Consider the following 12,678-nt stretch of genomic DNA (forward strand, 5'->3'; position numbering starts at 1 on the left):
AGGGGTCCCGAATCAAGCCCAACCACCCGAAGGTCAAGCCCCGGGAACCACCCGCGAAGCCGGAGCCGCCCGCACAAGTCGGCCAGGGGTGATCAAACCTGAGCGGCAAGATCGCGGTAGAGGGCCAGGTGTTGCTGGGCGCAGGTTTCCGGGGAGAAGCGGGACCTTGCGCCCGCCGCCAGAAGGTCGCCGTTGTGCCCAGGAGCGGCGAAGAGGGCGCGTAGCTGCCTGGATAGGTCCTGGACATCACCTGGTACGGCCATATACCGCTGCGCCCCGGGGACGGTGAGCATGTCGGCGACGCCGCCCGTGTCGGTGGCCGGCACCGGCTTCCCCGCCGCCATGGCCTCCGCGATCACCAGTGGCTGCTGCTCCATCCTGGACGGCAGCACGAAAGCGTCGTGCCGGCGCAGGAGAACGGGCACATCGGTTCGGAAGCCGAGGAAGCGCACCCGGCCACGCAGGCCCGGACGGTCGGCCAGACGTTGCGCCCTGGCGCGTTCGGGGCCGTCGCCCGCCACGGTGCGGGTCGCGTCCGGGGGCATGGTGCCGGGGATGGCCGACGCCTCCAGCAGGAGGTCCAAACCCTTGCGTTCCACCAGGAGGCCGGCGAACAACAACTTCCGGACCACACCCGGGCCGTTTTGACCGCCGACGCCTTGGTGGCGCGCGTAGTCGCCCGCACGGTCGCCCCGGCCCCCAGCATGGCCACCTTCCTCACCGACCGCCTTCGTGTCCCCACACAGCGGGTGAGCGCGACGTCGCCACCCGCGGCTATCCCGAGGGGGCTACAAGTCGCTCATCGACGGGTTGCGGACGTCGATCGAGTCCCACGGCGGGGCAGTGCGCACCTCGGTCCCGGTGCGGCAGGTGTCCGCCGAAGGCGACCGGGAGCGGATCACGCTGGCGCACAACGAAATCGTCGAGGCGGACCACGTCGTGTCCACTGTGTCCCTACCGCTGCTCCGCGGTCTCGCCGACGCCGACCTGGCCGCGCGGCTGCCCGGGCTCCAGCTGCCGTACCAGGGTGTGGTGAACGCGCTGTTCTTTCTGCGCAGGCCACTGGCCGGGCACTACTGGACGCCGGTTCTGCGTTCCGGGACCGACTTCGACGGCGTCATCGAGATGTCGGAGCTGGCGGGCGTCGAGGCCTACGGTGGCAGGCACTTGGTGTACGCCATGCGCTACACCGACCGGGAATCCGCGCTGTACCGCGAGGACAGCGCCGCGATCGCGGCCAGGTGGACCGGGCAGCTGGTGGACCTCTACGCGGGACTCGGCCTGACCGCCGAGGACATCGAGGACGTCCAGGTGTTCAAGGCGCCGTTCGTGGAGCCGGTGTACCCGCTCGGGTTCCTTACCCACCAGCCGCCGATCGAGGTCGCCGACACCCCGCTGCTGCTGGCCACCACGGCACACGTCTACCCGGAGGTCACCAGCTGGAACTCCAGCGTCGGGCCGGCCAACCGGGTGGCCGGGATCCTGACCAAGGCGTGATGGCCCGCACTTCCGGTTCTTGTTTCCCATCGATCGAGTGAATCTGGGTTGTCCTCTGTAGACCGGCCGGCGCGGCCGTCGCTAGGGTCGAACGTTGATGATCAAGATCGCTGGACGGGCGTGAAACACATGATCAGGACGTATGCGGCACTGGCCGCCGCGGTGATGGCGGCGGCGGTCCTGGCGCCATCGGCTCAGGCGGGCGCCATGGCCGAGACGATGGTCCCGGACCTGCGGCAGGGTCCGGTCGGCTGTCCTGGTGGTTTCGCGGGTGACCCCGCGACCTGCACCGACTGGGACGTCTGCCTGGTCGAGGACCCCGACGCGCCCAAAGGCCGGTGCATCGGGTACTTCGGCAAGGCCAAGGCGGTCCGGCTGCGGTTCACCACCTCGGTGGACAACGTGGGCGACGGCCCGATGCTGCTTTTCAGCCACCGCGACAGCGTCGACCAGGCGCTGATGTCGGTGCGCCAGGCCTTCCAGGTCGGCCCGGACGGACCGCTCCCGAAGGGCTACGGCGAAGCGCAGGCCTCGACCCCGGCGACCGCGTACTACGAGCCCGCGGAGTCGCATCACCACTGGCACCTCAATGGCTTCGACCGCTTCCAGTTGCGCGACCACATGGGCGCCACGGTGGTGAGCGACCGGAAGAACGGCTTCTGCCTGGGCGACCGCTACGTGACCAAGGACGCCGACAGCTTGCCCCAGACCCCGCGCGACGAAACCAGTGCGACGGGCGAACTCGCCAAGTTCCTCCGCGAGAACTACTGCGGCATGCACAAGCCCTCCGCGCTGGACGTGACCCAGGGGATCTCGGTCGGCGCGGGCGACGAGTACGGGTTCGGCATCGGCTACCAGTGGCTGGACATCACGCACGTGCCGTCCGGCACCTACGACTTGGTCCACACGGTCAACGAGGACCGTGGCCTGATCGAGAAGAACTACGCCAACAACTCCTCGTCGATCGCGGTCTCCATCCAGTGGCCGCCGACCGCCGCCGACGCGCCGGGCCCCATCACCGGCGCGCCGGAAGTCAGGTTGCTCCGCAGCTGCCCCGGAGAGTCACACTGCCTGGCCCACTAACAAAGGTCAGTGCGGTCGCGAGCCAAGGCGCGATAACCCACCCGCTCGGTCGCGGTGGCGTTTCGGGGGTCCCGCACGAACACGCCATCGAAGTTGGCAGTGTTCGTGCGGGACCCCCGAAACGCCACCACAAAAGCGACCGAGCCGCGCCGGCGGAGCCGGCGCCATGTCACAGCGACCGAGCCGCGCCGGCGGGCCGGCGCCATGTCACAGTGACCTGTTCGCCTATTCGTCGTTGTTCCCGTGTGCGTGAGTCCGGCGATCCCGGCGGCAGGCGGAGGGGCGTGGTGATGGCTGGAGTGGACGGCTCTGTCGACCGCGATGTGGTGCGGTCGGCGGTGCGCGGCGATTCGCGGGCCGAGGCCGCGCTGCTCGCCGCCATCCGGCCGGGGATCCTGCGGTACTGCTGGGCGCGGCTGGGGGCCTCTGGCCGGGGGTACGCCTCGCCTGACGACGTGGCCCAGGAGGTGTGCCTCGCGGTCTTCCAGTCGTTGCGCCGCTACCAGGACCGCGGGCTGCCGTTCACCGCGTTCGTCTACGCCATCGCCGCCCGGAAAGTCGCCGACGCCCACCGCGCGGCCATGAAGACGTCGTCGGTGTACCCGTTCGACCGGGTGCCCGAGCCCGCCGACGAGGCGCCCGGCCCGGAGCGGCACGCGTTGTCGGCGGATCTGTTCCAGCGGGTCGCCGGGATGCTCCACCACCTCTCGGACACCCAACGTGAGATCATCACGCTTCGAATCGCCGCCGGGTTGTCCGCGGAGGAGGTCGGGGCGGTGTTGGGAATGACGCCCGCCGCCGTGCGCATGGCACAGTCCAGGGCGCTCGCGCGCCTGCGGGAGTGGACTCGGGACCCGGCCGACGAGGTGGTGGCATGACCGACGACCAGCTCGCCATCGGCCTCGCCCGCCTCGCCGCGGACGACGACCTGCTCGATCGCATCGGCCGTGGCGACGGTGGCGACCACTTCAAGGACGCCCCCGACCCCATCGCCCTGCTCGCCGAGTGGCGCGCGGCCCTCCCGGACCGACCGGTCTCGCGGCGCGCGGCCGGCACCTCCGACGACTCGATGGCGCCGCCTGCCGCCGCGGTGTCGAACGACCAGGCCGAGGAAGCGTCGCCGCCTTACCGGCCGCACGTGGGCACGCTCGAACCGCTGCTGTCCGGCGAGCCGGCCGCGCCGGGTGAGACCACAGCGTTCCTCGACTCCCCGGTCGTGTACGAGACCTCTCATCCACCCGCCGCACGGTCCGGAAAAGCCCGGCCGGGCAAGAGCGCGCCCCCGGCGGCGAAGCCGCGAAGCGCCGGTCGGGTGGTGCGCTGGCTGGCCGCCGCCGCGGCTGTCATCGCGGCAGGCGTCGGGGTCGTCACCCTCACCGGCAACCAGACCGACGGGCCGTCCGCACCCACGGCCCCGGCCGGGCCCGACCGGGTCGCCATCGCCGCCGCCGAGCAGGTCCTCGGGGAGGCGCGGGGGTCCATCGAACGTCGTGACCTGCGGTCCGCGCGAAACCTCCTCGACCGGGCGGCCGCGCTCATCGACGAGGTCCACGACCCCGCGCAGGAGCGGCGCCTGCGGGCCGAGATGGACCGGTTGCGCGCCCTGGCCGTCGAGCCGTCGCCCACGTCCACGACTTCCACCACGGTCACCACCCGGCCCGCCCAGATGGTGCTCCCGACCACCACGGTCGTCCCGGTCACGGCGGGCGGTCCAGCCAAACCGCCGCAGGTCACGACGACCACGCCCAGCGTGCGGACCAGGCCGGGGCTGCCGACCTTGCTACCAAGCGTGATTCCGACCTTCCGATAGTGTTACGACAAATGGCGTAATTCCGCTCCTCCGCTGTTGCGCCCACGGCATCCGGCCGATTCACGTCCGATCGGATCCCTGCTCGTGCCTGTGAGGAGCAATCATGCGTGTCCGTCCGCTGCTAGCGGCCGCGCTGGCCGTCGCCACCACAGTGGCGCTCGTTCCAGCCGCCAACTCGGTCACCGTCGATCCGGCGGCGCCCCCAGGCGAGGGCGTCGACGTACGCCGCGCCACCGAAGTCGCCCCCACCGGGGACCAGCTCACCGCCGCCAACCGGCTGGCCGGCCAGGCGGGCAGTGGCACGCGCGTGACGTGGGACCCGAGATTCGGGACGCCACGCACCATCCGGCGCGACGGCGGCTGGCTGACCAAGCCCGCGACCGGCGCCGCCGCGGTCATCGCGAGGTCCTTCGTGGACAGCCACCGCGCCGCTTTCGGGCTTGGTGCCGCGGATGTGGCCGGCATGGCCGTCGTGCGCGAGCACGAGCTGGCGGGCACCGGCACCCGGCTGATCACCTTCGCCCAGACCTTCGAAGGCGTGCGGGCCGCCCGAGGCGGACACCTCGTCGTGGCCGTCGCCGCTGACGGACGGGTGCTGTCCTACTCCGGAGCCACCGCGCGCGGCGGCGATCTGCGCGGCGACTACCGGCTCAGTCCCGCGCAGGCGCTGCAGGGTGTCGCCGCCTCGCTCGCCCCCGGAGTCGCGTTCGCCGCTGCCGGCGCGGGGGAGCGCGCCGGCTTCCAGACCTTCGCCAAGGGCCCGTTCGCGGCGGAGTCCTACGTGCAGCGGGCCGCTTTCCCCACCGCTGACGGCGCGCGGCCCGCGTACCGGGTCCTGTTCGTCAAGGCGCTCGACGCCGCGTGGGACACCATGGTCGACGCGGAGACCGGCGCCGTGCTCTACCGCGCGAACCTCGTCGCGCACGAGTCCGAGGGCACCGTCTACGAGAACCACCCCGGCGCCGCGCGCGGCGGGAACCCGGTCATCAAGCCGTTCGGGCCCAACCCGCGGTCGCCCGCCGGTTGGGTGGACCCGACCGGGCTGGCAGGCCTGCCGGGCCCGACGACGTTCGGCAACAACGCCAACACCTACGCCAACTACTCCAACTTCCTCGTTCCCGCCGACCAGGGCCCGCGCCCGGTGAGCCCGACCTCCCAGTTCAACTACGCCTACGCGGCGAACTGGGCCCACACCTTCGGCGCGACCGTCCCGCCGAGCTACGCGCTCGACCTCGATCCGGCCGCCACCAACCTGTTCTTCCACCACAACCGCATCCACGACGAGTTCGCCGAACTCGGCTTCACCGAGTCCGCGGGCAACTTCCAGGTCAACAACAACGGCAAGGGCGGGCAGGGCGGCGACCCGATCATCGGCCTGGTCCACGCGGGCGCCGCCTCCGGTGGCGCGCCGACCTACACCGGCCGGGACAACGCCTACATGCTCACGCTGCCCGACGGGATCCCGCCGTGGAGCGGGATGTTCCTGTGGGAGCCGATCAACGACGCCTTCGAGGGCCCGTACACCGACGGCAATTTCGACGCCTCGGTCATCGAGCACGAGTACGCCCACGGTCTGTCCAACCGGTACGTCAGCGGCGAGGACAACTCGCTCAACGCCCACCAGTCCGGCTCGATGGGCGAGGGCTGGGGCGACTGGTACGCGCTGAACTACCTCTACGGCAAGGGACTGGCGAGCAAGGCCGTCGTCGGCGAGTACGCCACCGGCAACGCCGAGCGCGGCATCCGCAACTGGGACTACGACCGCAACCCGACGACCTTCGGCGACATCGGCTACGACCTCGGCGGTCCGGAGGTGCACTCCGACGGCGAGATCTGGACGACCATCCTCTGGGACGTGCGCAAGTCCCTCGTCGCGAGATTCGGTGAGGCGCAAGGCGGGGAGATGACCGCCCGGATCGTCACCGACGCGATGCCGCTGTCCCCGCCCGACCCGTCCTTCGTGGACATGCGGGACGCCATGCGGACCGCGCTGGACAACCGCTACCACTCGCGGTCGGACTACGACACCGTCGTCGATCTTGTCTTCGGCGCCTTCGCCCAGCGGGGACTCGGTGTCGGCGCGGCGACCAACGGTGGCGAGGACACTGATCCCGTGCCGTCGTTCACGCACCTCAACCCAGCCCACAACGGCACCTTGACCGGCAGCGTCGTCAACGCCGCCACCGGTTCGCCCGTGGTGGGCGCGAAGATCGTGCTCGGTCGGTTCGAGGCCAGGGTGACCCCGCTGCGCACCAGCTCGGCCACCGGAGCGTTTTCCGCGCCGGTGACCGCGGGCCGCTACCCGGTGACGATGTCCGCTCCCGGATTCGGCACGCAGACCTTCGACGACATCGCGGTCGCGGCGGGCGCGATCACCGCGCGGAAGTTCACGCTGAGCCCGAACCTGGCCTCGACGGCGATGGGCGCGACCGTGGTCGACAGCACGACGCCGGATGCGGAGAAGCTGCTCGACGACACCGCGGGCAGCACCTGGAAATCCGCGCCGCGCACCGGGAGGGCGACCGTCAAGCTGGCCAAGGCGGCCCCGATCTCGGCGATCCAGATCAGCGCGTTCACCACGTCGCGCTTCGAGGCGCTGCGCGGGTTCACCCTGCAGACCTCGACCGACGGCGTGAACTGGAAGACCGTGCGGACCGAGTCCGCGGCGTTCGGCTACCAGGCCCCGCGGCCCACCGCCCCGGACCTGAACTACCGGACGTTCACCCTCGACAAGCCCGTGCAGGCGCAGTACATCCGCTTCTGGACGGATTCGGCGCAGGGTGAGACGAAGACGGTCGTGCAGACCGCCGAAGTGCAGGTGTTCTCCGGCAAGGTCAAGGGAATCGACCCGCTCCCGCCGCTGCCGCCGGACGAGCCGATCAGCGACACCGGCACCATCGTGGCGGCCAACCCGTCCACCGGGACGGCGCCGACCGGCGTCACCGCGACGGCCCTGACGGCGGCGTGCGGTGTGCCCGCCGCGCCGGCGCAGGGCGCTGATGGCTGGGTGACCGAACTGCCGTCGAGCTTCGGCGACGGCGCGCACAACGTCGAGGTCAAGGGCGATTCGCCCGCGCCGTACGACCTCGACCTCTATTTCTACGACGCCGCCTGCCAGCCCACCGGATCCGCCGCGTCGTCCGCGGCGGACGAGTCGGGGACGCTGCCCAGCGGCACCCGCTACGTCCTGACCCAGCTCTGGCTCGGCGCCGCGGTGCCGATTGCGCTGACTGCGACGGACACCCAGTAGGGCACCGGTGGCCGCGACTCCGGTCGCGGCCACCGGTCCTTCCGGGAAGGAAGTGCCAGTCCTTGGTCACCGCGTCCGGCTAAGAGACCTTCTCCTCCGGCCGGGCGGTCGCGGCCACCTGCCGGGCGTAGCGGGCGCCCGCGGCCAGCAGGATCAGCCCGGCGCAGAGGAAGACCGCGACCCGGGCCATGCCGTCCAGCGCGGACAGGTCGAACAGGATGAGCTTGAGCACGGCCGCGCCCACCAGCACCAAGCCGATCACCCGCAGTGCCACCACGTTGATCCCGCGCACGAGCAAGACCAGCGCCGCGGCTGTCCACGACACCGTGATGAGCACATGTCCGACGAGGAAGCCGGACCGGCTCGGGATCGCCAGCAGGGACGCGGTGAGCACGACTCCCGACGCGCCATAGAGCGCCGTGAAGCCGGCGAATAGCCACGGCGGCATGCTCTTGCCCGGGCCACCGAGCTTGCCCAGCCGAGACGCCGTCCACGGCAGCGCCACCGACACAGCGAGGATCAGCGCGGCCACCAGGCACGCACCCGCCAGTCTCCCGGGCGTCCAGACGCGGAACTCGGCGATCATCGTCGGCGGGAAATCCTTGCTCCACGCGAGCAGACCGCCGATCACGGCGAACGCGAGGCCGCCGTAGAGCGCGAAGTCCTTGCGGACGCGCCAGGCCACCAGCGTGAGCAGCAGCGCCTCCGCGAGAAGGACCGCGGTGCGTGCGGTGCCGTCGAACTGGGTGACCGTCGCCTGGAAGGCCGCCGCCAGCCCGGCGATGCCCGCCAGCTGTCCGGCCGCCCCACGCAGGGCCACACACACCCCCAACAGGACCACAGCGGCGCCCGCGGCCAGCAGGACGGCCTGGGACTTGGGCAGGAACAGCGCGGCGATCAGCGTCGGCGCGGCCGCGAGCGCCAGCAGGGTCAGCGCGGCCGGGTCCTCTGGGCGGCGGCGGGTCGCGAGCACGGCCAGCCCGACGCCGATCACCCCGGCGCCCACCGCGGCTGCCGTGTTGGCCCAGGATCCGGGCTTCGCCAGCACGAAGGTGCTTACCGCGGACGCCAGCAGCGGCGGGATCCCGGCGCCCCAGGCCACCGGGGTCCACTCCCTGCTCAGCTGAACCGGGGTGGTCGCCAGCTGGACGGCCAACAGGAATATCACGAGCGTCGGCGTGAAGCCCTGGGTGATGAGGGGAGCGCACACCGCGCAGCCAAGGACCACTGCCGTGCCGAGCAACGCGGAGTCCCAGTGCGTGGCCAGTCGCAGACCACCGACCACGATGGCCAGGGCGATGCCCAAGCCGACGACGACGGGCAGGTACTCGTAGAGGGCCGTGGCCGCGATGGTGTCCAGGTAGAGCACGGCGATGCCGGTCGCCGCGAGCGCGAAGGCCCCGGTGCGGCCCGCCGGATCGCGGTGCAGGCGAAGGCCGACCGCGACCAGCGCGAGGCCGAACCCGGCACCGACGAGGACCCGGGGGAGCGGTCCGAGCCAGCCGCGCTGGATCGCCAGCACGAGCAGCAGCACGATCCCGAGAAGCGTGACGGCGCCGCCGATCCAGGCCAGCAGCCTGCTCCCGGCGCCCTCCTTGCCCAGCTTCTCGCCGAGCGACTCCCGGCGGACCGGCGCGGGCGCGGGCCACATCGGCGGCCGCTGCCCCATCGCGGGCATGGGCGGCTGAACCATCGGCGGCGACGGCCAGGCGTACCCGGGCGGCGCCATCGGCGCCGGCGGCCACACGGGTGCGGCGTACGGCGCCGGACCGGTCGCGGCCACCGGCTCGCCCGAGGGCTGCGAGGGCTGTGACTGCGGCGATGTTGGCGATTGTGCTGTCGGCCACGTTTGCAGCGTCCGCAGTTCCGCGCCGACCAGGGTAAGGCGGCGCCCAAGTTCGTCGATCTCCTCGGCGAGACGCGCGAGTGCGGTTCTCTCGGCTGGCATGCGCTGAGAATGGCCCGGCCGGGCCCCAAAGAGATCCGTAGCACTACTCAGCCGCGATGACGATTGCGTCACTAATTAGCCCGCCGCCCCGGAATTTAGGGGTTGGGTCACCTGCCGTGTGATGGTGCAGTCGGTGGGTGACCGTGGTCGACTGTCGTCACGGTCACCTTGGGTGCGGGTGCGAAGGGGTCGGATTTGTCAGGTAGTAGCTACAGCCGGTTTTGCAGGGCGTCCGCGGCGGCGAGAAGGTCCGCGGCCCAGCGTGCGCCCGGCCTGCGTCCCATCCGGTCGATGGGGCCGGAGACCGACACCGCGGCCACGACCGTGCCGGTGGCGTCGCGGACCGGGGCGGAAACACTGGCCACACCGGGTTCCCGCTCGGCGACGCTCTGCGCCCACCCGCGCCTGCGGACTTCGAGCAGGGCGCGCTCGCCGTACACCGCGTCGGCCAGGAGGCTGCGCTGCGTGGCCGGATCCGCCCACGCGGCAAGCACCTTGGCGCCCGACCCGGCGGTCATCGGCAGCCGCGTTCCAACTGGAACGGTGTCACGCAACCCGCTCTGCGGCTCCGCCGAGCACACGCAGATCCGGTGCAGGCCGTCGCGGCGGTAGAGCTGGACGCTCTCGCCGGTCCGGTCGCGTAATCTCGGTAACACCGCGGTGGCCGCGTCGAGCAGCGGGTCGGTCGCGCCGCCCGCCAGCTCGCCGAGCGCCGCCCCCGGCCGCCACCGACCGTCAGAACCCCTGCGCAGCAGGCGATGCACTTCAAGGCCGACCGCCAGGCGATGGGCCGTGGCCCTGGGCAGTCCGGTCTTGGTGCACAGCTCCGCCAAACCGCAGGGCTCTTTCGCAACGGCCTGCAGTACGGCCATTGCCTTGTCCAGAACCCCGATGCCGCTATGCTGTCCCACAACTCGATACTACGTTCCCGTTATATGGGAAGTCCAGTCCGTGGGAAGTTGATGGTGATGAGCGATGGCTAAGACGCTCGCCGAAAAGGTTTGGGACCAGCATGTGGTGCGCCGTGGCGACGGCGCCGAACCTGACCTGCTCTACATCGACCTGCACCTCATTCACGAGGTGACCAGTCCGCAGGCGTTCGACGGCCTGCGGCTGGCGGGCAGGCCGGTGCGCAGGCCCGATCTGACCATCGCCACCGAGGACCACAATGTGCCAACGATTGGGATCGACCTCCCAATCGCTGATCCAGTGTCCCGCACCCAGGTCGAGACGCTGCGCCGCAACTGCGCGGAGTTCGGCGTGCGGCTGCACCCGATGGGCGATGTCGAGCAGGGCATCGTGCACGTCGTTGGCCCGCAGCTCGGCCTCACCCAGCCCGGCATGACCGTGGTGTGCGGCGACAGCCACACCTCCACGCACGGCGCGTTCGGCGCGCTGGCCTTCGGCATCGGCACGTCCGAGGTCGAACACGTGATGGCCACCCAGACCCTGCCACTGCGTCCATTCAAGACGATGGCGATCACCGTCAACGGTGAGCTGCGGCACGGTGTCACCGCGAAGGACGTGATCCTCGCGGTGATCGCCCGGATCGGCACCGGTGGCGGCCAAGGCTACGTCCTGGAGTACCGCGGCAGCGCCATCGAGACGCTGTCGATGGAAGCCCGGATGACGGTCTGCAACATGTCCATCGAGGCGGGTGCCCGCGCGGGCATGATCGCGCCCGACGACACGACTTTCGAATACCTCAAGGACCGTCCGCACGCGCCACAGGGCGAGGACTGGGACGCCGCCGTCGCCGCGTGGCGCGAACTGCGCACCGACGAAGACGCCGTCTTCGACGAGGAAATCGTCATCGACGCCGACTCGCTCGCGCCGTTCGTGACGTGGGGCACCAACCCCGGCCAGGGTCTGCCGCTCACCGCGAGCGTCCCGAACCCGGCCGACATCGCCGACGAGAACGAGCGCGTCGCCGCCGAGAAGGCGCTGACGTACATGGACCTCGTGCCCGGCACGCCGCTGCGCGACATCCACGTCGACACGGTATTCCTGGGCTCCTGCACCAACGGCCGCATCGAGGACCTGCGGGCGGCGGCGGACATCATCCGCGGCCACCACGTGGCCGAGAACGTGCGCATGCTCGTGGTGCCCGGCTCGATGCGGGTACGCGCGCAGGCCGAATCCGAGGGCCTGGACAAGATCTTCCTCGACGCGGGCGCCGAGTGGCGGCAGGCGGGCTGCTCGATGTGCCTGGGCATGAACCCCGACCAGCTCGCTCCCGGCGAGCGCAGCGCGTCGACGTCGAACCGCAACTTCGAGGGCAGGCAGGGCAAGGGCGGCCGCACCCACCTGGTGTCCCCGCTCGTCGCCGCCGCCACCGCCGTGCGTGGCACCCTGTCCACCCCCGACGACCTGAACTGAGGACGGAGAACACCATGGAGCCGTTCACCACCCACACCGGCGTCGGGGTGCCGCTGCGCCGGTCCAACGTGGACACCGACCAGATCATCCCGGCCGTCTACCTCAAGCGGGTCACCCGGACCGGTTTCGAGGACGGCCTGTTCGCCGCCTGGCGTGCCGACGAGCAGTTCATCCTCAACCAGGAGCCCTACAAGGCGGGCAGTGTCCTGGTCGCCGGACCGGACTTCGGCACCGGATCCTCCCGCGAGCACGCGGTCTGGGCCCTGTCGAACTACGGGTTCCGGGCCGTCATCTCGTCGCGGTTCGCCGACATCTTCCGCGGCAACGCGGGCAAGCAGGGCCTGGTGGCCGCCCAGTGTGAGCAGTCTGATATCGAACTGCTCTGGAAGATCCTGGAAGCCGAGCCAGGCACCGAGGTCACGGTGGACCTCGTCGAGAAGACCGTCCGGGCAAAGGACTTCACCGCCCCGTTCTTCGTGGACGACTACACCCGCTGGCGGCTGCTCGAAGGGCTCGACGACATCGCCCTGACCCTGCGCCACGAGGCAGCCGTGACCGAGTTCGAGCAGGCCAGGCCCAAGTGGAAGCCAGTGACCACACCCCTGCCGACCCCCTGATCCACTCCTGGAATCCCTTCCCGCAAGGGGTATCCGGGGACCACAAACCAGCCGCCGACTTTCAGAGCGACGCACCCGATTTCGCCGATTTCGA

The 12,678-nt window shown here is 70.9% G+C and carries 10 protein-coding genes; 7 read left to right on the forward strand and 3 right to left on the reverse strand.

Going from position 1 to position 12,678, the window contains the following annotated elements; translation table 11 throughout:
* Nucleotides 1–92 precede the first annotated feature (92 nt).
* Nucleotides 93–620 (reverse strand): glycosyltransferase family 4 protein, encoded by a 528-nt coding sequence (locus ACUZ2Y_RS27400; protein ID WP_476324268.1) that lies wholly within the window; start codon nt 618–620, stop codon nt 93–95.
* Between the two features lie 190 nt (nt 621–810).
* Here ACUZ2Y_RS27400 and ACUZ2Y_RS27405 point away from each other — a divergent pair, with 190 nt between their 5' ends.
* The 5 genes from ACUZ2Y_RS27405 to ACUZ2Y_RS27425 all read left to right on the forward strand — a co-directional run bounded on the left by ACUZ2Y_RS27405 (nt 811) and on the right by ACUZ2Y_RS27425 (nt 7,640).
* Nucleotides 811–1,497: an FAD-dependent oxidoreductase gene (locus tag ACUZ2Y_RS27405; RefSeq protein WP_476324270.1), complete on the forward strand. Its 687-nt coding sequence runs from the start codon at nt 811–813 to the stop codon at nt 1,495–1,497.
* A gap of 129 nt (nt 1,498–1,626) precedes the next feature.
* Nucleotides 1,627–2,580: a lysyl oxidase family protein gene (locus ACUZ2Y_RS27410; RefSeq protein WP_476324272.1), complete on the forward strand. Its 954-nt coding sequence runs from the start codon at nt 1,627–1,629 to the stop codon at nt 2,578–2,580.
* A gap of 290 nt (nt 2,581–2,870) precedes the next feature.
* The gene (shbA, locus tag ACUZ2Y_RS27415) at nt 2,871–3,458 is read left to right on the forward strand and encodes an RNA polymerase sigma factor ShbA (RefSeq protein ID WP_476324274.1); all 588 of its coding nucleotides are present in this window, start codon (nt 2,871–2,873) and stop codon (nt 3,456–3,458) included.
* Nucleotides 3,455–4,390 (forward strand): hypothetical protein, encoded by a 936-nt coding sequence (locus ACUZ2Y_RS27420; protein ID WP_476324276.1) that lies wholly within the window; start codon nt 3,455–3,457, stop codon nt 4,388–4,390. Before shbA ends, ACUZ2Y_RS27420 begins: the two co-directional genes overlap by 4 nt.
* Before the next feature lie 103 nt (nt 4,391–4,493).
* Nucleotides 4,494–7,640: a M36 family metallopeptidase gene (locus ACUZ2Y_RS27425; protein WP_476324278.1), complete on the forward strand. Its 3,147-nt coding sequence runs from the start codon at nt 4,494–4,496 to the stop codon at nt 7,638–7,640.
* 79 nt (nt 7,641–7,719) lie between these two features.
* Here ACUZ2Y_RS27425 and ACUZ2Y_RS27430 read toward each other — a convergent pair whose 3' ends face one another.
* Nucleotides 7,720–9,588, reverse strand: coding sequence for a DUF2339 domain-containing protein (locus tag ACUZ2Y_RS27430; protein ID WP_476324280.1), 1,869 nt, complete (start codon nt 9,586–9,588; stop codon nt 7,720–7,722).
* A 209-nt stretch (nt 9,589–9,797) separates the two neighbouring features.
* The gene (locus tag ACUZ2Y_RS27435) at nt 9,798–10,499 is read right to left on the reverse strand and encodes an IclR family transcriptional regulator (protein WP_176926721.1); all 702 of its coding nucleotides are present in this window, start codon (nt 10,497–10,499) and stop codon (nt 9,798–9,800) included.
* A 64-nt stretch (nt 10,500–10,563) separates the two neighbouring features.
* On the opposite strand from ACUZ2Y_RS27435, the gene leuC reads away from it, so the two are divergent.
* Both leuC and leuD read left to right on the forward strand, forming a co-directional pair.
* A complete protein-coding gene (gene leuC / locus ACUZ2Y_RS27440; protein ID WP_476324282.1) occupies nt 10,564–11,967 on the forward strand; it encodes a 3-isopropylmalate dehydratase large subunit in 1,404 nt (467 codons plus the stop codon).
* A gap of 14 nt (nt 11,968–11,981) precedes the next feature.
* Nucleotides 11,982–12,584 carry a 3-isopropylmalate dehydratase small subunit gene (gene leuD / locus ACUZ2Y_RS27445; protein WP_476324284.1) on the forward strand — a complete coding sequence of 201 codons (603 nt, stop codon included), beginning with the start codon at nt 11,982–11,984 and terminating at the stop codon, nt 12,582–12,584.
* The last annotated feature ends 94 nt before the right edge of the window (nt 12,585–12,678 follow it).

Source organism: Actinokineospora sp. UV203 (assembly GCF_056323665.1).

Bases quoted from the DNA above. Each gene is read 5' to 3' on its own strand.
- ACUZ2Y_RS27410 (WP_476324272.1), top strand. From the start codon at position 1,627: ATGATCAGGACGTATGCGGCACTGGCCGCCGCGGTGATGGCGGCGGCG.
- shbA (WP_476324274.1), top strand. From the start codon at position 2,871: ATGGCTGGAGTGGACGGCTCTGTCGACCGCGATGTGGTGCGGTCGGCG.
- ACUZ2Y_RS27420 (WP_476324276.1), top strand. From the start codon at position 3,455: ATGACCGACGACCAGCTCGCCATCGGCCTCGCCCGCCTCGCCGCGGAC.
- ACUZ2Y_RS27425 (WP_476324278.1), top strand. From the start codon at position 4,494: ATGCGTGTCCGTCCGCTGCTAGCGGCCGCGCTGGCCGTCGCCACCACA.
- ACUZ2Y_RS27430 (WP_476324280.1), bottom strand. From the start codon at position 9,588: ATGCCAGCCGAGAGAACCGCACTCGCGCGTCTCGCCGAGGAGATCGAC.
- leuC (WP_476324282.1), top strand. From the start codon at position 10,564: ATGGCTAAGACGCTCGCCGAAAAGGTTTGGGACCAGCATGTGGTGCGC.
- leuD (WP_476324284.1), top strand. From the start codon at position 11,982: ATGGAGCCGTTCACCACCCACACCGGCGTCGGGGTGCCGCTGCGCCGG.